The sequence below is a fragment of the Vibrio sp. HM8-C genome, from assembly GCF_058630515.1.
In genome coordinates, this window is the sequence record NZ_JBMMKS010000012.1 from 69598 (window position 1) to 93027 (window position 23430).

The 23430-nt window shown below is 43.3% G+C and carries 22 protein-coding genes; 19 read left to right on the top strand and 3 right to left on the bottom strand.

Going from position 1 to position 23430, the window contains the following annotated elements:
* Window positions 1–86: 86 nt before the first annotated feature.
* The 10 genes from proB to pgpA all read left to right on the top strand — a co-directional run bounded on the left by proB (window position 87) and on the right by pgpA (window position 8787).
* On the top strand, window positions 87–1220 hold the full coding sequence (proB, locus tag ACOSVQ_RS14305) for a glutamate 5-kinase (RefSeq protein WP_491983201.1): 1134 nt from the start codon (window positions 87–89) through the stop codon (window positions 1218–1220).
* A gap of 13 nt (window positions 1221–1233) precedes the next feature.
* Complete coding sequence (locus ACOSVQ_RS14310; RefSeq protein ID WP_491983202.1) at window positions 1234–2484, top strand: glutamate-5-semialdehyde dehydrogenase; 1251 nt, start codon at window positions 1234–1236, stop codon at window positions 2482–2484.
* 133 nt (window positions 2485–2617) lie between these two features.
* Window positions 2618–3067: a transcriptional regulator NrdR gene (nrdR, locus tag ACOSVQ_RS14315; RefSeq protein ID WP_042480166.1), complete on the top strand. Its 450-nt coding sequence runs from the start codon at window positions 2618–2620 to the stop codon at window positions 3065–3067.
* A gap of 36 nt (window positions 3068–3103) precedes the next feature.
* Entirely contained in the window at window positions 3104–4225 is a 1122-nt protein-coding gene (gene ribD / locus ACOSVQ_RS14320) for a bifunctional diaminohydroxyphosphoribosylaminopyrimidine deaminase/5-amino-6-(5-phosphoribosylamino)uracil reductase RibD (protein WP_491983277.1), read from the top strand.
* A gap of 4 nt (window positions 4226–4229) precedes the next feature.
* Window positions 4230–4886: a riboflavin synthase gene (locus ACOSVQ_RS14325; protein WP_491983203.1), complete on the top strand. Its 657-nt coding sequence runs from the start codon at window positions 4230–4232 to the stop codon at window positions 4884–4886.
* Between the two features lie 59 nt (window positions 4887–4945).
* Complete coding sequence (ribBA, locus tag ACOSVQ_RS14330; protein ID WP_491983204.1) at window positions 4946–6055, top strand: bifunctional 3,4-dihydroxy-2-butanone-4-phosphate synthase/GTP cyclohydrolase II; 1110 nt, start codon at window positions 4946–4948, stop codon at window positions 6053–6055.
* A gap of 215 nt (window positions 6056–6270) precedes the next feature.
* Window positions 6271–6741 carry a 6,7-dimethyl-8-ribityllumazine synthase gene (gene ribH, locus ACOSVQ_RS14335; RefSeq protein ID WP_042480155.1) on the top strand — a complete coding sequence of 157 codons (471 nt, stop codon included), beginning with the start codon at window positions 6271–6273 and terminating at the stop codon, window positions 6739–6741.
* Window positions 6741–7211 carry a transcription antitermination factor NusB gene (gene nusB / locus ACOSVQ_RS14340; protein WP_165312100.1) on the top strand — a complete coding sequence of 157 codons (471 nt, stop codon included), beginning with the start codon at window positions 6741–6743 and terminating at the stop codon, window positions 7209–7211. Before ribH ends, nusB begins: the two co-directional genes overlap by 1 nt.
* Before the next feature lie 88 nt (window positions 7212–7299).
* A complete protein-coding gene (gene thiL / locus ACOSVQ_RS14345; RefSeq protein WP_491983278.1) occupies window positions 7300–8274 on the top strand; it encodes a thiamine-phosphate kinase in 975 nt (324 codons plus the stop codon).
* 9 nt (window positions 8275–8283) lie between these two features.
* Window positions 8284–8787 carry a phosphatidylglycerophosphatase A gene (gene pgpA / locus ACOSVQ_RS14350; RefSeq protein ID WP_491983205.1) on the top strand — a complete coding sequence of 168 codons (504 nt, stop codon included), beginning with the start codon at window positions 8284–8286 and terminating at the stop codon, window positions 8785–8787.
* Between the two features lie 104 nt (window positions 8788–8891).
* Here the strand turns inward: pgpA and ACOSVQ_RS14355 are convergent, their stop codons facing one another.
* The 3 genes from ACOSVQ_RS14355 to map all read right to left on the bottom strand — a co-directional run bounded on the left by ACOSVQ_RS14355 (window position 8892) and on the right by map (window position 13091).
* Entirely contained in the window at window positions 8892–9272 is a 381-nt protein-coding gene (locus ACOSVQ_RS14355; protein WP_491983206.1) for a DUF3461 family protein, read from the bottom strand.
* 161 nt (window positions 9273–9433) lie between these two features.
* On the bottom strand, window positions 9434–12058 hold the full coding sequence (gene glnD, locus ACOSVQ_RS14360) for a bifunctional uridylyltransferase/uridylyl-removing protein GlnD (protein ID WP_491983279.1): 2625 nt from the start codon (window positions 12056–12058) through the stop codon (window positions 9434–9436).
* 139 nt (window positions 12059–12197) lie between these two features.
* Window positions 12198–13091 carry a type I methionyl aminopeptidase gene (map, locus tag ACOSVQ_RS14365; RefSeq protein ID WP_491983280.1) on the bottom strand — a complete coding sequence of 298 codons (894 nt, stop codon included), beginning with the start codon at window positions 13089–13091 and terminating at the stop codon, window positions 12198–12200.
* Window positions 13092–13440: 349 nt separating this feature from the next.
* Between map and rpsB the strand changes: the two genes are divergently transcribed.
* The 9 genes from rpsB to bamA all read left to right on the top strand — a co-directional run bounded on the left by rpsB (window position 13441) and on the right by bamA (window position 23429).
* The gene (gene rpsB / locus ACOSVQ_RS14370) at window positions 13441–14172 is read left to right on the top strand and encodes a 30S ribosomal protein S2 (RefSeq protein WP_491983207.1); all 732 of its coding nucleotides are present in this window, start codon (window positions 13441–13443) and stop codon (window positions 14170–14172) included.
* A 131-nt stretch (window positions 14173–14303) separates the two neighbouring features.
* Complete coding sequence (tsf, locus tag ACOSVQ_RS14375) at window positions 14304–15146, top strand: translation elongation factor Ts (RefSeq protein ID WP_491983208.1); 843 nt, start codon at window positions 14304–14306, stop codon at window positions 15144–15146.
* A gap of 184 nt (window positions 15147–15330) precedes the next feature.
* Complete coding sequence (pyrH, locus tag ACOSVQ_RS14380; RefSeq protein WP_042480135.1) at window positions 15331–16056, top strand: UMP kinase; 726 nt, start codon at window positions 15331–15333, stop codon at window positions 16054–16056.
* Window positions 16057–16098: 42 nt separating this feature from the next.
* Entirely contained in the window at window positions 16099–16656 is a 558-nt protein-coding gene (gene frr, locus ACOSVQ_RS14385) for a ribosome recycling factor (protein ID WP_491983209.1), read from the top strand.
* Window positions 16657–16750: 94 nt separating this feature from the next.
* Window positions 16751–17503, top strand: a complete 753-nt coding sequence (gene uppS, locus ACOSVQ_RS14390; RefSeq protein ID WP_491983210.1) for a polyprenyl diphosphate synthase — start codon at window positions 16751–16753, stop codon at window positions 17501–17503.
* Between the two features lie 15 nt (window positions 17504–17518).
* A complete protein-coding gene (locus tag ACOSVQ_RS14395) occupies window positions 17519–18361 on the top strand; it encodes a phosphatidate cytidylyltransferase (RefSeq protein WP_491983211.1) in 843 nt (280 codons plus the stop codon).
* Between the two features lie 51 nt (window positions 18362–18412).
* Window positions 18413–19621 carry a 1-deoxy-D-xylulose-5-phosphate reductoisomerase gene (ispC, locus tag ACOSVQ_RS14400; protein ID WP_491983212.1) on the top strand — a complete coding sequence of 403 codons (1209 nt, stop codon included), beginning with the start codon at window positions 18413–18415 and terminating at the stop codon, window positions 19619–19621.
* The gene (rseP, locus tag ACOSVQ_RS14405) at window positions 19618–20976 is read left to right on the top strand and encodes a sigma E protease regulator RseP (RefSeq protein WP_491983213.1); all 1359 of its coding nucleotides are present in this window, start codon (window positions 19618–19620) and stop codon (window positions 20974–20976) included. The genes ispC and rseP overlap by 4 nt, the downstream gene beginning before the upstream one ends.
* 38 nt (window positions 20977–21014) lie before the next feature.
* On the top strand, window positions 21015–23429 hold the full coding sequence (bamA, locus tag ACOSVQ_RS14410; protein ID WP_491983214.1) for an outer membrane protein assembly factor BamA: 2415 nt from the start codon (window positions 21015–21017) through the stop codon (window positions 23427–23429).
* Window position 23430 lies beyond the last annotated feature (1 nt).

Here is a 23430-nt window from a genome sequence, read left to right on the forward strand (position 1 = left end):
TATTTAGCACCTTTTTCTTCTTGTGCTTATCGCTGTTGATTGCTAAAACATCTTCTCTTAATTGTTTTCAATTTGAAGAAGAAGGCATGAAAACGAATCAGCAAAGCGGAACTACAGCGCAAACTGTCGTTGTAAAACTAGGAACCAGTGTTCTTACCGGTGGCACACTCGCTCTTGATAGAGCTCATATGGTTGAGCTTGCTCGCCAGTGTGCAGAACTGAAAAAGCAAGGCCACTCAGTGGTAATTGTATCTTCAGGTGCAATTGCAGCAGGCCGCGAACATTTAGGTTACCCCGCACTGCCCAACGCAATGTCGAGCAAACAGTTGCTTGCTGCGGTTGGACAAAGTCAGCTGATTCAAGTTTGGGAATCTCTGTTTGCTATCTACGGCATCAAGATTGGCCAAATGCTGCTAACTCGCGCCGATCTAGAAGATCGTGAACGCTTCTTAAATGCTCGCGACACCATTAATGCTTTAGTTGAACACGATATTATTCCTGTGGTTAATGAAAACGATGCAGTGGCAACCAGCGAAATCAAAGTTGGCGATAATGACAACTTGTCGGCATTGGTGGGGATTTTGTGTGGTGCGGACAAGCTTTTACTTCTGACCGATCAAAAAGGTCTCTTCACTGCTGATCCGCGCAAAGATCCAAATGCAGAACTGATCAAAGAAGTGAAAACCATTGATGATACCTTGCGTAAAATTGCTGGTGGCAGCGGTACCACATTAGGTACTGGTGGTATGGCAACGAAACTGCAAGCGGCAGATATTGCTCGCCGAGCTGGCATTGAAGTTATTATTGCGGCAGGTCGTGGTGAAAACGTGATTTTTGATTCACTGAGTGATGCGCCACAAGGAACTCGTTTCCTACCATTAGAAGAGTCATTGGAAAATCGCAAACGCTGGATATTAGCAGGACCTTCGGCTTCCGGAGATATCATCATCGATGACGGCGCTGTGAAAGCAGTCAATGAAAAAGGCAGCAGCTTACTAGCAAAAGGCGTAGTGAGTGTTCAAGGTCAGTTTTCCCGTGGTGAAGTTGTCCGAGTCACTGATAAGTCAGGAAAACTCGTTGCGCGCGGAATCGCAGCATACTCAAATTCTGATCTGGCAAAAATTGCAGGCAAACACAGTAAAATGATTATCGACATTCTTGGTTATGATTACGGCTCAGAAGTCGTTCACCGAGATGATATGGTCGTGATCCAAGAATAAATCGAGGATAGGCATGGATTTAACAATTATGGGAAAAGCAGCGAAAGACGCGGCTTTTCAACTTGCTACCGCTACAACGGCTCAGAAAAACCAAGCACTATCCATCATCGCTGATGAGCTGGAAGCCAATGCGGATGTCATTCTAAGTGCCAACGCTAAAGATATTGAACTCGGTCGTGAAGCTGGTTTATCTGATGCGTTGCTCGATCGTCTACTACTGAATAAAGAGCGTTTAACGGGGATCGCTAACGATGTTCGTAACGTTATTAGTTTAAACGACCCAGTTGGTAGCGAGATCGACAGTAAAGTATTGGAAAACGGTATGTCGTTGTCTCGACGTCGTGTTCCTCTTGGTGTGGTTGGTGTTATTTACGAAGCACGACCAAATGTAACTATCGACATTGCGGCTTTGTGTTTGAAAACAGGTAACGCTTCCATTCTACGTGGCGGTAAAGAAACCTTTTTCTCTAATATGGAGTTAGTAAAGGTCATTCAATCTGCTTTGGAAAAAGCGCAACTGCCTGCAGCTTCAGTACAGTACATTGAAAAGCCGGATCGCGAATTGGTTTCTCAGTTACTCAAACTGGATGACTATGTGGATATGATCATTCCTCGTGGCGGTGCGGGTTTACACAAAATGTGTAAAGAAAACAGCACCATCCCAGTGATCATTGGTGGTTTTGGTATCAGTCATATCTACGTTGATCAAAGTGCAGATTTAGACAAAACCGTGGATGTGATTGAAAACGCAAAGGTTCAGCGACCATCGGCTTGTAACGCGCTCGATACTCTTTTAGTTCATCAAGACATTGCAAAGCCTTTATTGGAAAAGCTGATCATAAAACTCAATGATAAAGTCACCTTTGTAGCTGAGCCTAAAGCAAAAGCGTTGATGCAATCTGCGAGTAACGTTCGTGATGCGCAAGATGGTGACTTTGACACAGAATGGCTAAGTTACACCTTAGGTGTAAAAGTGGTTCAGAACGTAGATGAAGCGATTGACCACATGCGTGAACACAATGCTAGCCATTCAGATGCGATTATGACAAACGATCTGTTCAATGCTGAGAAATTCATTAATACCGCAGGTTCTGCAGCGGTTTATGTCAATGCGTCGACTCGTTTTACGGATGGTGCACAGTTCGGTTTGGGGGCGGAAGTGGCGGTATCTACTCAGAAACTACATGCCCGTGGTCCAATGGGGTTAGAAGAGCTCACCAGTTACAAGTGGGTAGGTAAGGCGAATTACTTATCTCGCGCTTAATTACTTATTTCTAACGTAAGTTATATTCTGTTATTTAAGTAATTAATCGATTGAAATGGGGCGTATGACGCCCCTTTTTGTTTTCTTAATATTAGTGATTCCTGTAAACTGACACTCTTACTATGGAGGTGGTATGCATTGTCCTTTTTGTTCTGAAAACGATACGAAAGTAATCGATTCCCGTCTTGTGGCTGATGGACACCAAGTTCGTCGCCGTCGCCAATGTCTTGCTTGCAGCGAACGTTTTACAACGTTTGAGACTGCTGAATTAGTGATGCCAAGAGTGATCAAATCCAATGGCAATCGCGAACCATTTGATGAAGACAAAATGATTGGTGGCTTACAACGTGCTTTGGAAAAACGCCCTGTAAGTGCTGATTCTATTGAGCTTGCAATCAGTACTATTAAATCGAAACTGAGAGCAACTGGTGAGCGAGAAGTCCCAAGTCAACTGATTGGTAACCTCGTTATGGACGCGCTAAAAGAGTTAGATAAAGTGGCTTATATTCGATTTGCGTCGGTTTATCGTAGCTTTGAAGATGTACGTGAGTTTGGTGAAGAAATTGCCAAGCTGGAAGACTAGCAACAGTTTACGAATTTACCTGATTACAAATAGATGATGACAATGTTTACCCCTTTTGATCACCAAATGATGACGCGAGCGATAAAGCTTGCTCAAAAAGGTCGTTTTACCACTGCGCCTAATCCCAATGTTGGGTGTGTGATCACTCAAGGTGAGACCATCGTGGGTGAGGGCTTCCACTATCGTGCTGGTGAGCCTCATGCTGAAGTGCATGCTTTGCGAATGGCTGGTGAACGATCTGTTGGCGCCACGGCTTATGTCACTCTAGAGCCTTGCTCTCATTACGGACGCACACCTCCATGTGCGGAAGGATTGATAAAAGCAGGTGTTTCGAAAGTTATCTGTGCAATGCAAGATCCGAATCCTCAAGTTTCTGGTCGTGGCATTCAAATGCTGCGAGATGCGGGAATTGAAGTCGAAGTAGGACTACTTGAAGCCGATGCTAAAGCGTTGAACCCTGCGTTTATCAAACGTATGCAAACGGGAATGCCATTCGTTCAATTGAAAATGGCGGCAAGCATCGATGGACAAACCGCGTTATCGAATGGCAAAAGCCAATGGATAACGTCGAAGCAAGCTCGACAAAATGTGCAACATTATCGCGCGCAAGCCGGGGCGATTTTGTCTACCAGCCAAACGGTTATTGATGACAATGCATCCTTAACCGTTCGTTGGAATGAGTTTGCTGCAAGTATCAAAGATGTGTATCCGGAAACCGAGCTACGTCAGCCTGTTCGCGTCATTTTAGATAGACAGAATAAACTGCATCCTGAATTGGCGCTTTATGCTTCACCTTCTTCAGTATTACGAGTCAGTGATGAAAATGCTGACGTAACGGTTGAAGTGAATGCCCATGGTCAGTTAGATTTGCGCCAAATTTTGGCAACATTAGCCAAGACACATAATATCAACCATATTTGGGTTGAAGCTGGTGCAACATTGGCGAAATCTCTGCTGCAAGAGCAGCTAGTTGATGAGTTGGTTTTGTATTTGGCTCCTAAAATAATGGGAAGTGATGGTCGAGGTCTATTTGGTGCTTTAGGTCTAACTGACATGCAACAAGTGATGGATCTCGATATAAAAGATTGTCGATTGGTGGGTTCTGATATTCGTATTGTTGCGATACCAAAACCTACTGACTTAAAAAGAAAAGATTAACGCTATGTTTACTGGAATAGTCGAAGCGGTCGGCCAACTCACCGCAATCACACCTAAAGGCGAAGATGTCACCATTACCGTGAATGTCGGCAAGCTGGATATGTCTGATGTTAAACTGGGTGACAGTATTGCGACCAACGGCGTTTGTCTCACCGTCGTCGCTTTTAATGGTTCGAGCTACAGTGCCGATCTCTCATTAGAAACGTTGAAGAAGTCCAGTTTTGCCAACTACAAAGCTGGTGACAAAGTGAATTTGGAAAAAGCTATGCTTCCAACAACACGTTTCGGTGGACACATTGTTTCTGGCCACGTGGATGGTGTTGGTGAAATTGTTGAGCGCAACATCGTTGGTCGAGCTATTGAATTTTGGGTTGAACTCCCTGAAGAACTGAACAAATACGTTGCAGAAAAGGGCTCAATTACCGTTGATGGTATTAGCCTAACTGTCAACGATTTACGTAAAAACGCTTTTAAACTGACCATCGTCCCGCATACCACTCAGGAAACGACAATTGACTCATTCCAAGTCGGTCGAAAAGTAAATTTGGAAGTGGATGTATTAGCGCGCTATTTGGAGCGTTTGCTACAAGGTCGAGAGCAAGCGAAACAACCTGAATCTCGATTAACGATGGAATTTCTGCAACAGAACGGATTTGCTTAACTCTGTATCCATTTATTTAATGGAACATGCATAAGCGGCTAACAATAGGACTAAAAACAATGCCAATTAGTACGCCACAAGAAATTATTGAAGATATTCGCCTTGGTAAAATGGTTATCCTGATGGATGACGAAGATCGCGAGAACGAAGGTGACTTGATTGTTGCTGCCGAGCATATCACCCCTGAAATTATTAACTTCATGGCGACTCACGGTCGTGGCTTAATCTGTTTAACGATGACTAAAGAGCGCTGTGAAAAGTTAGGCTTGCCACCAATGGTGCAAGATAACAACGCTCAGTACAGCACTGCGTTTACAGTATCAATTGAAGCTGCAGAAGGTGTGACTACAGGTATTTCTGCAGCAGACCGTTCACGTACGGTTCAAGCGGCGGTGGCAAAAGATGCGAAAGCCTCTGATCTGGTTCAGCCTGGTCATATTTTCCCACTGACAGCTCAAGATGGCGGTGTATTAGTTCGTGCTGGTCACACTGAGGCTGGCTGTGATTTGGCTCGTCTAGCAGGTTTAGAACCAGCATCTGTTATCGTTGAAATTCTAAAAGACGACGGCAGCATGGCTCGTCGTCCGGACTTAGAAATCTTTGCTGAGAAACACGATATCAAGCTTGGCACTATCGCAGCCCTTATCGAGCACCGCAATAACACCGAAACAACGATTGAACGCGTAGCGAAATGTAAGTTGCCTACCGAATATGGTGAGTTTGAACTCGTGACATATCGCGACATTATCGATAACCAAGTTCACTTTGCGATGCAAAAAGGTGACTTGACTGAGAGCGCACCGTTAGTTCGCGTACACCTACAAGACACTTTCACTGATATTCTTCACAGTAATAGAAGTTCTGACCGTAGTTGGACTCTGCAAAGCGCAATGAAACGCATCGCTGAAGAAGGTGGTGTGTTGGTGATTCTTGGCAATGAAGAGTCGAGTGATTTGCTGGTTCATCGTATCAAGATGTTTGAACAACAAGACTGTGGTGACGCTCCAGCAATGGCGAAGAAACAGGGTACTTCACGTCGAGTAGGTGTGGGCTCACAGATTCTTGCTGACCTAGGTGTTCGTGATATGCGTTTACTGTCGTCGCCAACGAAAAAATATCACGCGTTAGGCGGCTTTGGTCTAAACGTAGTTGAGTATGTTTGCGAGTAGGTTGAAGACGTTTTCGAACAAATCAATGACTACACATTAAAATGAGCCCGTACTAGGTATCTATTACGGGTTAAATTTCTTCAGAGTATTGAATTCAAGTGATTGAATGTTGGTTATTCATAACTATGCGAGCCAATTTCCATTAGATATAGCTCACAAACTTATGCTAGAATCCGGCGATTCTCACTTGATGAACCAGAGTTAAAGGAAAGCTTATGAAAGTGATAGAAGGTGGTTTCCCAGCACCAAATGCAAAAGTTGCGATTGTGATTTCTCGTTTCAACAGTTTTATTAACGAGAGTCTATTGTCTGGTGCCATCGACACTTTAAAGCGTCACGGACAGGTGAGTGACGATAACATTACCGTTGTTCGCTGCCCTGGTGCAGTAGAACTACCATTGACTGCACAACGTGTAGCAAAAACAGGTAAATTTGACGCTATCGTTTCTCTAGGCTCAGTGATCCGTGGTGGTACACCACACTTTGACTATGTTTGTAGTGAAATGAATAAAGGTTTGGCGCAAGTGTCTATGGAATTCAGCATTCCAGTAGCATTTGGTGTCCTAACTGTTGATACAATCGATCAAGCTATTGAACGCGCAGGAACCAAGGCTGGTAATAAGGGTGCAGAAGCTGCACTAAGCGCACTTGAGATGATTAACGTTCTTTCTGAAATAGATTCCTAATGGGGGCCAGTGTGAAACCAGCCGCACGTCGTAATGCACGTCAATTTGCGCTACAAGCTATTTATTCGTGGCAAATTACTAAAGATAATGTTGCAACAATTGAGGAGCAATTTTTATCGAATGGTAAGTATGATGAAGAAGAGCATCACGCATCTGAACCAGCTCTAGCTGCTCCAGAAACTGACGTTGTGTATTTCCGCGACCTTTTAGCGGGTGTCGTGCTTAACCACACGGAACTTGATAGCAAGCTAAGACCTTTTGTCTCTCGCCCAATGCAAGACCTAGATATGATGGAGCTAGCATTGCTCCGTCTTGCAATGTACGAGATGACTCGTCGTGATGATGTACCTTACAAAGTGGTTATCAATGAAGCGATTGAGCTAGCGAAAGTATTCGCAGCGGAAGATAGCCATAAGTTTGTGAACGGTGTGCTTGATAAAGCAGCTCCTCACGTACGCAAAAAATCGTAATTCGATTTAGTATAGAAAGGTCAGCAATTGCTGACCTTTTTTATATCGTGAATATTAGATGTCTATTCGACAGGATTGGAATGACCGAATGTTTGGTGAATTTAACCTAATCGATAAATATTTTTCTGCTCGTCAAACTCAGCGCAAAGATGTTCATCTTTCGCTTGGGGATGATTGCGCGATAGTGAAAGCGCCAGAAGGTGTACGTATTGCCATCAGTACAGATACCTTAGTTGCAGGTACTCACTTCTTAGCGGACGCTAACCCAGCGTGGGTGGCACATAAAGCGTTAGCTTCAAATATCAGTGATTTAGCGGCCATGGGGGCAACACCAGCTTGGGTTTCCATGGCTCTCACTTTACCTAAAATAGATGAAGCTTGGCTTAAGCCATTTTGTGATGCTTTTTTCGACCTCGCTAACTACTACAATATTCAACTGATTGGCGGTGATACGACTAAAGGACCTTTGAGTATTAGCTTAACCGTTCAGGGCTTTGTACCCGATAATCGAGCACTTACTCGTTCAGGAGCCAAAGTCGGTGATTGGATTTATGTGACTGGTGAACTTGGTGACAGCAAAGCGGGTTTGAGTGTGGTTCTTGATGATGCGAAAAGACATGAGCCTTTCGCTCTAGAATTGGAAAAACGTCATTATATTTCCCATCCAAGAGTATTGGCTGGGCAGGCGCTACTCAATTTGGCATCTTCTGCGATTGATATTTCTGATGGTCTTATTGCTGACTTAAGACATATCTTAAATCGTTCACAAGTCGGTGCTTCAATCGATACCAGCTTACTACCTATTTCCAAAGAGTTACTGCAGTTTATGGGTGACATCTCCGCTGCGCAGCAATGTGCATTAACCAGCGGTGAAGAGTATGAGTTATGTTTTACGGTTCCAGAACGAAATAAGGGTTCGCTTGAGAGTGCTCTTGCTCATACAGGAACCAAAGTGACCTGTATTGGTCAAATTCGTCCTCTTGGCACGTTTGAATTACACCATAAAGGTAAAAAGCTGAATTGGTCATTGGAAGGATATGATCATTTTAAGGCTGATGAATAAGGTAGAGGTATGACTAACCCTAAATCATTAATTTCATTAAGTAACCCTTGGCACCTGCTCGCAACAGGTTTTGGTAGCGGGTTATCGCCAGTTGTGCCGGGTACGATGGGTACTCTTGCCTCAGTTCCATTCTACTTGTTGTTGGTGCAGCTACCATTGTGGCTGTATGTTGCTGTGGTGATTATCGCCAGTATCGTTGGTATCAGAATTTGTCAGATCACTTCCGATGACATGAAAGTGCACGATCATGGCTCTATAGTGTGGGATGAATTTGCGGGTTTTTGGATCACGATGCTGATAGTACCGTTGTTCAATCTGCCAGTTTTTGATTGGAAATGGATATTATCTGGCTTTGTGTTATTCCGCTTTTTTGACATGGTAAAACCTTGGCCAATTGGCTGGCTAGATAAACGTGTTCATGGTGGTCTCGGCATTATGATTGATGATTTAGTGGCTGGTGTGATGTCCGCTGTGAGTCTTGGCCTTGTGGGGTATTGGTCTGGCTGGATGTGATAATCGCAGGTTAAATCAGAATAAAAGATTAGATACTAAAAAAGGTTCCCAGTGGGAACCTTTTCTATAACCGTTTCTTTGATACCTAATGCCTTATGCGAGCACTAAAGTTTTTCGAGGTCTGCTTCGATTTCCGCTATCTTGCTTGCGACCACTTTCTCCAAGTGGCGAAGATCTTTCAAAATCTTCTGTTTTACATCGATTTCTTGTGGTGTCTCTGGTCGGGTTATTTTGTTGAGTTCATCAATAATCAACGTCAAGTTGCGGTTGATTTCTGTGATCTCTTTATATTGATGACTTCCACTGTCAACCAAAACGCTTTTTTTCTGCCTTGGGTATTTAAACTTTACACTTTTGGCGAATAATTCACCTTTTTGCTTCTTAAAGTAGATTTTTAACACATCTTTTTGCGCCTCTTGGCGTAAAGAGTAGCGTTCTATCTGGCTAGGATCTTGGATTCCTAAGCCATTGAGGTGTGGAAACATAAGCGACCTCTAGGTTTGTGTTTTACATCAATTTTACAGGATCTGAATAGTTTGAATTTTACACAGACCCTGAGTTAAATGTAGCAGTCTCGAAGTGTGTTAGATAGCGGATTTTGCTTAAATCGATTAACTTGTGGACAAGATCGCTATTTGTAACAATTTCAATCGGGTGCAAGCTCCGAAACATTGGTAATTAATCGTTCGCGTAAAAGTATCTCTTCCTCTTCGCTGAGTTTATTACCAAGTGGACTGGTTAGAATGAACAAGTCTTCTGCTCGTTCGCCCATTGTGGTGATTTTCGCTGCATGAAGATCCAAGTTTAGCTCGGAGAATGTTGCGCCTACAGTCGCTAGTAGCCCAGGGGTATCTAGCGCAACGAACTCCATAAGCGTTCTTTTTTTACTTCTCGTAGGCAAAAAGTCGATCTTGGTTTTAACGGTAAAGTGTTTCAATTGACGAGGTAGTCGGCGCGTTTTGAGCTCCAGCACTTTTTCGCTTTTTAGCACATTAACAATGTGCTTGCTTAGTGCTTGATGACGAGCCTCTTCAATCACCGCTCCATTCTGGTCCAGAACCATGAAGGTATCGAGTACATAACCATCTTTGCTGGTCATGATTTGAGCATCGTGAACGTTAAGGTTACGTCTATCGAGTTCCCCAACGACTTTTGCAAATAAAGACGGTTGGTCTTTGGTATAGATAAATATTTCTGTACCACCCCGTGTAGCTTTTTTACTTAGCAGCACTAAAGGTTGAGTTGGATCTTGATGGCGCAATAAATGAGTGCAGTGCCAAGCGATTTGCTTATGGGTATGACGCAAGAAGTAATCGGCCTTAAAACGTTGCCACAGCAGTTCTATTTCTCTGCTAGTAAAGCCTTCTTTACGCAACAACGCTGAAGATAGCTGCTGGTTGTGGCGAATACGATCTCGCACATCAACAGGGTTCTCTAATCCGCGGCGCAGGGCTCGCTGAGTTGAATAGAAAAGCTCTGCAAGCAGGGTTCTCTTCCAGCTGTTCCAAAGTTCAGGGTTAGTTGCACAGATATCCGCGACAGTTAAACATACCAAATATTCTAAATACTCTTCGTCACGAACTTTCTTCGCGAATTCGATTATTACTTCAGGATCGTAAATGTCACGACGCTGAGCGGTGACAGACATAAGAAGGTGATTGAGCACCAACCAAGAGACAAGTTTGGCTTCTGGTTTTGAAAGCCCATGTTCAATACAGAAATCATACGCTTCTACCGCACCTATCTCTGAGTGATCTCCTCCTCGTCCCTTCGCGATGTCATGGAAAATCGCAGCAAGAATGAGCAGCTCTTTTTTCTGCAACTTTGGATAGATTTCGCAACAAATAGGGTGTCTATCATGGTTGGCAGGATCACTAAAGGTATTGATGTGTTTGAGTAGGCGGATACTGTGTTCATCAACCGTATAGGCGTGGAATAGGTCAAACTGCATCTGACCAACGATTTGGCTCCACTGCGGCAGATAAGCTGCTAGAACGCCTAATTTGTGCATTAAGCTGAAAGCTCTGTGCAGCGCATTTGGGTGACGAACTAGCTCCATAAACTTGTCACGAGCTTCTGGGATGGTGTGTAAAAACTTGTTTAAACGACGTCGCGCAGTACGTAATTGGCGCATGGTTGCCGGAGCGACACCATCAATGGTTGAATCATTGGCAATGTGCAGAAACATATCCAAAATTGTTTCTGGTCTAGCTTGGAATAAGGCTGGCTTTCTTGCCTCGATCAAATTGCCACGACGTTGGAAATCGTCGTCTAGAATCTCTGGCTCGCACTCTTCGCCGTTATTTAAGATTGCCTGATCAAACAGTTTAAGGAGCATTTTATTGAGTTCAGCGACACGACGAACGGTGCGATAGAACTCTTTCATCATCATTTCAACGGCGCGGTTACCTTCACCGGTGAAACCAAGATGTTCGGCTACCTGAGCCTGAAGACCAAAGGTTAGGCGGTTGTCGTAACGTTTTAGCTCCATATGCAGAGCAAAACGTACACGCCACAAGAAGTCTTGGCATTCAACCAGTTCACGATATTCCGCATCGGTTAAAAAGCCGTAGCGACTCATCTCGTAGAGGGAAGTCGCACCAAAGTGTCGGCGAGCAACCCAGCTTAAGGTGTGAATATCGCGCAGACCACCGGGAGTTGACTTGATGTCAGGCTCAAGGTTGTAGGTAGTATCGTGATAGCGCGCATGACGTTCGCGTTGCTCTTGAATCTTAGCTTTGTAAAAGGTTTCACTTGGCCAGAAGGATTCAGAATGAATCAACATTTTCAAGCGGTGGAAGGTATCTTCGCTGCCTGCTAATAAACGAGCTTCTTGCAAGTTGGTTGCTACAGTCAGATCCGCTCGGCCAATTTCTGAACATTCATCTACGGTTCTAACCGCGTGACCTACTTCAAGGCGTAGATCCCAGAGTAGAGTAATAAATTCGCTGACTTTGAGTTCTGTTTCTTCAGCGATTTTGTTGTTCGATATGATCAAAATATCGATATCAGACAGCGGATGAAGTTCTCCACGTCCATAACCGCCAACAGCAACTAAACTCAGTTCGGCAATGTTCATGAAACCAAAGTGTTGCCATAAACGATGAAGGAGTAAATCCATATACTCCGAACGTCCAAGAACGAGATCGGTCACTGGGTGGTGATTTAAAAACTCTTGCTTTTGATATTGGGCAAAATGTTCGAGCTGTTGTTTTAACTCACTGATGGTTAGCTGTTCATCAGAAAAAGTTAAAGGAGACTGAAAAGGCATAGTCATAGCATCCATGCTGGTATCTCGTTTTTGAGATAACAATTAAATATTTGTTGAAACGAATCTACCAGATAGTGACAGATAAAAAAATATCCCTGCGAGCAGGGATATTTTCAGCGAGATTCAATTTTATCAGTGCTTAAGCGTTAACTAAGAAGCGTGGTAGTGATTCTTCTGCTCGTAGAGTTAAGACTTCACAACCGTCAGCTGTAACTAAAATAGTATGTTCCCATTGCGCTGATTTCTTACCATCGGCTGTGTACACAGTCCAATCGTCTTCGTCATCTAAACGGCAGCCAAATTTACCTGCGTTGATCATCGGTTCGATTGTAAAAGTCATACCTTCGCGAAGGATTGTGCGGTCACTATTTTTGTAGTGAACCACTTGAGGCTCTTCATGGAACTCTGCGCCAATGCCATGACCACAGTAGTCACGAACGATAGAGAATTTTGTGCTTGGGTTATTCTTGTTGTTGGTTTTGATGTATTTCTCAATCGTTGTACCAATTTCGCCAAGTTGGACGCCTGGTTTCACCTTCTTAAGGGATAGGTACAAACTCTCTTGAGCAACCATACATAAACGCTTATCTGCAGGAGACACTTCACCAACGAGGAACATTTTTGACGTGTCACCATGGTAACCATCTTTAATCACCGTGATATCGATATTAAGAATATCACCGTCTTTTAGTACCGCAGGGCGAGAGATTTGACCAAACGTTGTATCTTGAGTCGCAGGGATACCGTGACAAACAATATGGTTGATCGAAGTACAAATTGACTTTGGAAAACCGTGGTAGTTAAGAGGTGCTGGAATTGCGCCTTGAACTTCGGTGATATGTTTATGGCAGATTTGATCCAACTCTTCAGTTGTCACACCTGGCTTTACATAAGGTTCAATCATTTCTAGAACTTCTGCTGCTAGACGACCAGCAACGCGCATTTTTTCTATTTCTTCAGCATTCTTAATTTTTACAGACATCGGCTTTACTCTATATACATGTTTGCACTTGGTGCGTGCTAATCGCGTTATTGTATCAGTGGAAAGTGGAAGCGCAAGGAAACAGTCAAATAAGAATTGTTTTGATCGTCCTCGACTATCATTAAGGTCTGCGCACTATTTGTCGTATTTTAGCCAATCTGAATGAGAGAAGACTGCAAGTGAAAGGCATTTTTTTCTAGCCATAAAGGTGAAAAATATGGTATAAAGCGCGCCGGAATCAGGGTCTGTTTTCTTCTTTAATGGCGAATCAGAGTTTGGTCCATTAACTTTTATCTTAAATCACACACATTCCGACACGTGTTCCGGGGTGCTCCAAGTATTAGCTTAGGAGTCGGATGCATGGGGGATGTGGAGGCCTAACCCCATAGAGGATTTTATAATGGCAACTGTATCAATGCGCGATATGCTGAAAGCTGGTGTTCACTTCGGTCACCAAACTCGTTACTGGAACCCAAAAATGAAGCCATTCATTTTCGGTGCTCGTAACCGCGTTCACATCATCAACCTAGAAAAAACTGTACCAATGTTCAACGAAGCTCTAGCTGAGCTAGTTAAAGTTGGCGAGAAAAAAGGTAAAGTTCTTTTCGTAGGTACTAAACGCGCTGCATCTGAAGCTGTTAAAGAAGCTGCTCTTGCAAGCAACCAATACTACGTAAACAACCGTTGGTTAGGTGGTATGCTAACTAACTGGAAAACTGTTCGTCAATCAATCAAGCGTCTAAAAGATCTTGAAGCACAGTCTACAGACGGTACTTTCGACAAACTAACTAAGAAAGAAGCTCTAATGCGTACTCGTGAAATGGAGAAGCTAGAGAAATCTCTTGGTGGTATCAAAGAGATGGGCGGTCTTCCAGACGCTCTATTCGTAATCGACGCTGATCACGAGCACATCGCAGTTAAAGAAGCAAACAACCTAGGTATTCCAGTATTCGCGGTTGTTGATACTAACTCTAACCCAGACGGCGTTGACTACGTTATCCCAGGTAACGACGACGCAATCCGTGCAGTACAACTATACCTAAACGCTGCGGCTGAATCTGTAAATGAAGGCCGTAACAAAGACGTAGCTGCTGTAGTTGCTGAAAAAGACGGTTTCGTAGAAGCTGAATAATAGCGGCTCCGAGTCTCACTTAGCGTATGCGTCAATAACTGAAACATATGCTAGGTTATAGTTAGTATTGGGGGCCGATAATGTAGGCCCTCAATTTTTACCTTATCCAGAATTTAACTGAGGAATAGAGAATGGCTGTTACTGCTGCTCTAGTAAAAGAACTGCGCGAACGTACTGGCGCAGGTATGATGGAATGTAAAAAAGCGCTTGTTGAAACAAACGGTGACATCGAGCTAGCGATTGAAAACATGCGTAAGTCTGGCGCTGCTAAAGCTGCTAAAAAAGCAGGTAACGTTGCTGCTGAAGGTACTATCGCTATTAAAGAAGCAAACGGTGTAGCTGTTCTTCTTGAAGTTAACTGTCAAACAGACTTCGTAGCAAAAGATACTAACTTTACTGCATTCGTTAACCAAGTTGCTGAAGACGCACTAGCTTCTAAAGCTTCTGTTGAAGAACTACAAGCTAAGTTCGAAGAAACTCGCGTTGCTCTAGTAGCTAAAATCGGCGAAAACGTTAACATCCGTCGCGTTCAATACGTTGAAGGCGCTGCACTAGCTACTTACCGTCACGGTGAGAAGATCGGTGTTGTTGTTGCGGGTGAAGGCGATGCTGAAACTCTAAAACATGTTGCTATGCACGTAGCAGCTTCTCGTCCAGAATACGTTAACCCAGAAGACGTACCAGCAGACGTAGTTGCTAAAGAGCGTGAAGTTCAAGTTGAAATCGCTATGAACGAAGGCAAGCCAAAAGAAATCGCAGAGAAAATGGTTGAAGGCCGCATGAAGAAATTCACTGGCGAAGTTTCTCTAACTGGTCAACCATTCGTAATGGAACCTAAGAAATCTGTTGGTGAAATCCTTAAAGAGCGTGGCGCTTCTGTTGTTACTTTCGTTCGCCTAGAAGTAGGAGAAGGTATCGAGAAAGCTGAAGGCCTGAGCTTCGCAGAAGAAGTAGCATTGGCTCAAAAAGGTTAATCCTTAGCGAATTGCTTATAAAAAGACCGTAGCCAAGGCTGCGGTCTTTTCACGAATAAGCCGGTGAATGTTTAGTTAGCTAAGCTATATAACTAAGCATGCTGTTTAACCGTGACGAATGCGCTTACTTGAGTAAGCCTATTCATGACTGTTAATCAACAACTCTCTTTGGAAGGTAAAGTCCATGACAACGAACCCTAAACCAGTATATCAACGTATTCTGTTAAAACTTAGCGGCGAAGCGCTTCAAGGTGAAGAAGGTTTTGGTATCGATCCAGCCGTTCTTGACCGTATGGCTCAAGAAGTAAAGGAGCTGGTAGAGCTTGGTGTACAAGTGGGTGTTGTTATCGGTGGCGGTAACTTGTTCCGTGGCGCTGGTCTGGCTAAAGCAGGTATGAACCGCGTTGTGGGTGACCACATGGGTATGTTAGCGACAGTAATGAATGGTTTGGCAATGCGTGACGCACTTCACCGTGCATACGTAAATGCTCGTGTAATGTCTGCAATTCCATTAAATGGTGTATGTGACGATTACAACTGGGCGGACGCTATCAGCCAACTACGTGGCGGTCGTGTGGTTATTTTCTCTGCAGGTACTGGTAACCCATTCTTTACGACGGACTCTGCTGCGTGTTTACGTGGTATTGAGATCGAAGCTGATATCGTTCTAAAAGCAACAAAAGTTGACGGTGTGTTCTCTGCTGACCCTGTAGCTAACCCAGACGCTCAGTTGTATGATAAACTTTCTTACAACGACGTTCTTGAGAAAGAATTGAAAGTAATGGATTTAGCGGCGTTTACATTGGCTCGTGACCACGGTATGCCAATCCGCGTATTCAATATGAATAAACCTGGCGCTCTACGCCGCGTGGTTATGGGTGAAGCGGAAGGTACGCTGATCAGCGCCTAAGTATAATCACTCTCTATATGAAATAAGAATTAAGGTGAAATTGTGATTAATGAGATTAAAAAAGACGCTCAAGAGCGTATGGACAAAAGTGTTGAAGCACTAAAAAACACCCTTTCTAAAATTCGTACTGGGCGTGCTCACCCAAGCATACTTTCTGGCATCTCTGTTGAGTACTACGGTGCTCCAACGCCTTTAACACAAGTTGCAAACATTGTTGCTGAAGACGCACGTACGCTAGCAATCACTGTATTTGATAGAGAACTAACGCCAAAAGTTGAAAAAGCAATCTTGGCGTCAGATTTAGGTCTAAACCCTATGTCTGCAGGTACAATTATTCGTGTACCACTTCCACCGCTAACAGAAGAGCGTCGCCGCGATCTCGTTAAGATTGTACGTGGTGAAGCAGAAGGTGGTCGTGTTGCAGTGCGTAACATTCGTCGTGATGCGAATGGTGACCTTAAAGCTCTGCTTAAAGATAAAGAAATATCTGAAGACGAAGATCGTAAAGCTCAAGACGAGATTCAAAAACTGACAGATCTAGCTGTGAAGAAAATCGACGAAGTTCTAGCAGTGAAAGAAAAAGAACTAATGGAAGTTTAATCTCTCATAACTTTCAATGATATAAACGCTGTGCTCGCAGCGCAGCGTTTATCTATGCTACTCTTCACCATCTTTTTATCGTCAATACTTCCTTATGCTTAATTCGCCACTCTCTCCCGATGTTTTACCTCAACACATTGCAGTCATTATGGATGGCAACGGACGTTGGGCTAAAGAACAAGGTAAACCTCGTGTTTTTGGACACAAGAACGGTGTCGCATCTGTTCGTAAAACCATTTCTACCGCAGCTCGTATGGGCATTAAAGCGGTAACGCTTTTTGCCTTTAGTAGTGAAAACTGGCGTCGACCTGAGGAAGAGGTCGGTGTGTTAATGGAGCTGTTTATGACAGTTCTGACTACCGAAGTTAAAAAGTTACATAAAAATCAATTACGCTTACGTGTTATCGGCGACAAGAGTCGTTTCAGTGACCGCTTGCAAAATAAAATCACTCAAGCAGAAGAGCTGACTAAAGATAATACAGGCATGTTGATCAACATCGCTGCAAATTACGGCGGTCAATGGGATATTACTCAGGCGACAAAAAGCATTGCAGAAAAAGTTTCTAAGGGTGAACTAGTACCTTCGGATATCACTGAAGAAACTATTCGATCTCATTTGACAATGTCTGATATTCCAGCTGTCGATCTCATGATTCGTACGGGCGGGGAATGCCGTATCAGTAATTTTATGCTGTGGCAGCTGGCTTATGCTGAGCTGTATTTCACTCCGACTTATTGGCCTGAATTCGGCGAAGATAGTTTGGTTGAAGCAGTGACTTGGTTTGTTAATCGTGAACGCCGTTTTGGTTGTACTGGTGAACAAATCAAGGCATTGATGGAAAAATAAAATAGGATTTAAAGTTTGAAGCAAAGAATAATTACAGCGCTCATACTTGCACCTCTGGTGATTTTAGCCATTTTTTATCTCTCTCTTCCGTGGTTTATGGCTGCATTGGCAGTTGTAACTTTGATTGGCTGTTGGGAATGGACTCAATTTGTTAACGCTTCTTCTCGCTATCTGGCGCTAGTTCCAGCAGTTATCGTCAGCGCGGCAAGTTATTTTTGGCTAGTTCAAGATGGGGCTTGGTTTCAATCTGTCGATGATTCCCAATTTCTACTGCTTATCATCGGTAGTTTATGGTGGATTCTTTCGAGCTTCTTGGCAATTACCTACCCAAAGTCTCGTCCATGGTGGGAAAACTCTAAATCTCTTCGCCATCTTTTCGGAATCCTCACCTTGATACCATTCTTTTGGAGTGTGATTTTTCTTCGCGCTGAAAATATTTCTATCGACTCATATCATGGTGCTCGCTTAGTTTTATTTGTCTGCTTTATTGTTTGGTCAGCAGACAGCGGGGCTTATTTTGCGGGAAAAAGTTTCGGCAAACATAAAATGGCACCAGCGGTTAGCCCGAATAAAACTATTGAAGGATTATTGGGTGGGGTTATAGCAGCCATGCTAGTTGGGTGGATATTTGCTGACCTATTCAGTATCCAATTCACATCTGTGCCTGTAATGCTAATAACTATTCTGCTAACGGTAGTGATATCAGTACTTGGTGATTTAGTTGAGAGTATGTTCAAACGCGTTTCCGGTATTAAAGATAGCAGCAACATTATTCCGGGGCATGGCGGTATACTTGATCGTATAGATAGCCTAACGGCAGCATTCCCTGTTTTTGCTTTTCTTTACTTCATGCTCTAACAAATAGGTAAGCAAGTCTTGCCTATTTCTATTAATAACAACGGTTTTGCTATGCGTAAGTTAACGATTCTTGGTGCGACTGGTTCTATAGGCGCCAGCACGCTTAAAGTTGTAAAAGAAAACCCGGAACAATTTGAAATTGTTGCTTTAGTAGCTGGTGTGAACGTTGAAAAAATGCGTGAACTCTGCCTGATTTGGAAGCCTCAATATGCGGTAATGGCAACTCCGGAAGCTGCCAAACAACTCACTTTGCAACTTGCAGAACTTAAGCTTAGAACAGAAGTTTCTTACGGCGCTGATTCTATGTGTCATGTTGCATCAATGCCTGAAGTTGATACTGTTATGGCGGCAATTGTCGGTGCGGCTGGTCTAGTGCCTACTATGGCAGCAGTAAAAGCAGGTAAACGAGTATTGCTAGCCAATAAAGAAGCGTTAGTAATGTCTGGTCAGTTGTTTATTGACGCAGTAGAACAATACGGTGCTGAGTTACTGCCTGTAGATAGTGAGCACAATGCTATTTTTCAATGTCTGCCGAGAGAGATTCAGACTCAGCTTGGTCGATGCGATCTCACATCGAATGGGGTATCTCATATCCTACTTACAGGTTCTGGTGGACCTTTCCGATACAGCGATATTAGCTCATTATCAAGTGTTACTCCGGCACAAGCTATTGCTCATCCAAATTGGTCGATGGGACCCAAGATATCTGTAGATTCCGCAACCATGATGAATAAAGGTTTGGAGTATATTGAAGCCAAATGGCTTTTTAATGCTTCAAGAGAACAGTTGAAAGTTCTAATTCATCCACAGTCAGTTATCCACTCAATGGTGCAGTTCAAGGATGGTTCTGTTATTGCGCAAATGGGGGAGCCAGATATGGCGACGCCTATCGCTTTTACAATGGCTTATCCGAATCGTGTCAGTGCAAATGTTAATCCTCTTGATTTTACTCGATTGAACGAGTTGACGTTCATGGATGTTGACTATGAACGCTACCCTTGTTTGAAACTAGCGATTGATGCCTGCTACGAAGGGCAGCATGCAACAACTTCACTTAATGCAGCAAATGAAGTCGCTGTCGATGCATTTTTGAAAGGACGAATCCGATTTACTGATATTGCATTGATAAATGAAACTGTATTGACTCAAGCATGTCGTACTAATAACCAGTTACATTCCTATGACTTGGAAAGCCTGTTGGAGCTAGATACAATGGCTCGCAAGCTAGCAAATCAAGTACTGAAAGAGCGTGGATTATGAGTAGCATTTTGTGGAATTTTGTATCCTTTATCGTAGCCCTTGGCATTTTGGTTGCCGTACATGAATTTGGGCACTTTTGGGTTGCTAGAAAATGTGGCGTGAAAGTTGAAAAATTCTCAATAGGCTTTGGTAAATCTATCTGGAGCAAAATTGGTAAAGATGGTACTGAATACAGCATCTCGATGATTCCTCTTGGTGGTTTCGTCAAAATGCTCGACGGCAGGGTCGATGATGTGCCCGCTGAACAACAGTGCTACGCATTTGACAAAAAGCCACTCTGGAAACGTTCAGCAATCGTTGCTGCTGGCCCTGCATTCAATTTCTTCTTTGCCATCTTTGCTTACTGGATTGTTTTTCTTGTTGGTGTACCAACTGTTAAACCAGTTATTGGTGAAGTGATCCCACACTCTATCTCCGCTCAAGCAGGTCTTGAGTCTGGTATGCAGATCAAATCCGTCTCAGGTGTCGAAACGCTAAACTGGGAATCGGTCAATATGGGTTTAATCGATCATATTGGTGACAAGCAACTTACTTTGACGGTGACGTCTAAAGAAGGTGTTGGGTTCGACGAAATTAAAACTTTAGACCTATCCGAATGGAACTTTGATCCAGAATCGCAGTCTGCTATGGAAGCCTTAGGCTTTAAACCTTATACCCCTGAAATATATATGTCTTTACTGAGTGTATCTGAAGGTGGTGCGGGTGAGCTAGCTGGACTGAAAGTTGGCGATGTTCTGACTCAAATCGATGGTAATCCTATTGATGAATGGCTGCAGGTCGTAACGGCAATCCAAAACAGTCCGGATAAAGCACTTCAGTTAAAAGTAGATAGACAAGGCGAATCGCTATCACTGGTTTTAACTCCTCAAGCAAAGAGTATTGCTCAAGGAAAAGTGATTGGTTTCGCTGGTATCGCACCTGAAGTCGCAGAATGGCCTCAAAACTATCGCTTTGATCTCCAATATGGTGTATTTGAATCGGTTGGTAAAGCGGTCGAAAAAACAGGACAAGTTATTGGTTTAACCATCAATATGTTGAAAAAGCTTATTGTTGGTGATGTTGGTCTTAATAACTTAAGTGGTCCTATTTCGATTGCCAAAGGTGCAGGAACGACAGCCGATTATGGCTTGGTCTATTTCTTAGGGTTCTTAGCGCTAATTAGTGTGAATTTAGGGATTATCAACTTGGTGCCACTTCCAATGTTGGATGGTGGGCATCTGTTGTTTTTTGCCATTGAGGGACTTACTCGCCGCCCGGTACCAGAAAAAGTACAAGAAATGGGCTATCGAATTGGTGGGGCTATTATCTTTTCCTTAATGGCAGTGGCTTTATTTAACGATTTTACTCGCCTGTGATTGGGCAAAAGCTGTAGTAAGGAATAATTCAAATACATATGGCAATGAAAAAGATCCTTTTCGCGACACTGCTCGCAACCAGCGTGTCGGCGAACAGTGCCGAAAATTTTGTTGTACAGGACATTCAGATCAACGGATTACAACGTGTGGCACTTGGTGCAGCTTTGTTGAAAATGCCAGTTCGTATCGGTGACTCTGTCGATTCACAAGATGTTGCAGGAATTATTAAAGCACTTTACGCATCAGGTAACTTTGAAGACGTAAAAGTGTTAAGAGACGGTGATGTGTTAGTTGTTGACGTCAAAGAACGTCCAACGATTGCAACGGTTTCTTTCTCCGGTAACAAGGCAATAAAAGAAGAACAACTCCAACAGAACTTGGATGCTTCAGGCATTCGAGTTGGCGAAGCATTAGATCGTACAACGCTTAGCAATATTGAAAAAGGTTTAGAAGACTTCTATTACAGCGTTGGTAAATACAATGCGACCGTTCAGGCTGTTGTTACACCGTTGCCGCGTAATCGTGCTGATTTGAAGTTTGTTTTCACTGAAGGTGTTTCTGCAAAAATTCAACAGATCAACTTTATCGGTAACGAAGTGTTTACTGACGAAGAGCTGTTATCACGCTTCAACCTTAATGTTGATGTTGCGTGGTGGAATTTCCTTTCTGATGACAAATACCAGAAGCAAGTTCTAGCTGGGGATATTGAAGCTCTGCGTTCTTACTATCTTGACCGCGGTTACTTAAAATTCCAAGTCGACTCAACCAACGTTTCTATTTCTCCAGATAAGAAAGGCGTTTACATCACACTTAACCTGACTGAAGGTGAACCTTACACGGTTAAAGATGTTAAGTTCCGCGGTGAACTTATCGGCAAAGAAGCTGAGTTTGAAGCGCTTATCCCATTTGAAGATGGTGAAACTTACAATGGCTCAGCTGTTACCCAACTTGAAGAAGGTGTGAAACGCGTTTTAGGGGAAGCAGGCTACGCTTATCCTCAAGTGCGTACCATCCCTGAATTTAATGACGAAACCAAAGAAGTGTCGTTGGTTGTTAACGTTGAAGCTGGCAAGCGTATTTATGTACGCGATATTCGCTTTGTGGGTAACAATGCAACTCGCGACGAAGTTCTGCGTCGTGAAATGCGTCAGATGGAAGGTAGCTGGTTAAGCTCTAAAGCCATTGATACTGGTAAAGCACGTCTAAACCGTTTAGGTTTCTTTGAAACGGTAGACGTTCAAACTGTTCGCGTTCCAGGAAGTGAAGATCAGGTTGATCTTGTCTATAACGTAAAAGAAGCGAACTCCGGTAGCGTTAACTTTGGTATAGGTTACGGTACTGAATCAGGCATGAGCTTCCAAGTTGGTTTGCAGCAAGATAACTTCTTAGGTACTGGTAACCGCGTCGGTATCAGTGCTATGACTAACGATTACCAAAAGAACGTAACTCTGGAATATCGTGACCCATACTGGAACCTTGATGGTGTGAGTTTGGGTGGTAAGGTTTTCTATAACCAATTCGAAGCTTCAGAAGCGGGTATTGTTGACTATACCAATGAAAGTTACGGTACAAACTTGACTTGGGGTTTCCCATTCGATGAATTAAACCGCTTCGAATTTGGTGTGGGATATACCCATAACAAGATCGGTAACTTATCTCCGTATTTGCAGATCGAGCAGTTCTTGATTGCGCAAGCGAGCAATCTTGACGACGATGGTAGTTTGATTACTAACGATTTTGATATCAACTTATCGTGGACACGTAATAATCTGAACAAAGGTTATTTCCCGACGGCAGGTAACTATCAACGTGCATATTATAAGATGACCGTACCTGGCTCTGACGCACAGTTCTTTAAACTGCAGTATGATGTTCGTCAGTATTTCCCACTAACTAAGAAACATGAGTTTGCATTGTTGCTTCGTGGTCGCTTGGGTTATGGTAACGGTTATGGTCAGACGGATGGTAACGATAACCTATATCCGTTCTATGAGAACTTCTATGCGGGTGGTTTCACTAGCTTACGTGGATTTGGTTCAAACTCTGCGGGACCTAAAGCGGTTTACCGTGACTATTCAAGTTCGAACAATGGCTCTGATATTGCCTCTGATGACTCAGTTGGTGGTAACGCAATTGCATTGGGTAGTGTGGAGTTGATTTTCCCTACACCATTTGCATCAGATGAAGCTCGTAGCCAAATCCGTACCAGTATCTTCTTTGATATGGCGAGTGTTTGGGATACTGAATTTGACTACCGTGAAGGTGGAGCAGACTACGGTGATGAGTACTACTATGACTACTCAGACCCAACAAATTACCGTTCATCTTACGGTGTCGCATTACAATGGATGTCACCAATGGGGCCTCTGGTCTTCTCGTTGGCTAAACCTATAAAAATTTACGAAGGTGATGATGAAGAGTTCTTCACATTTACCATCGGTAAAACGTTCTAAT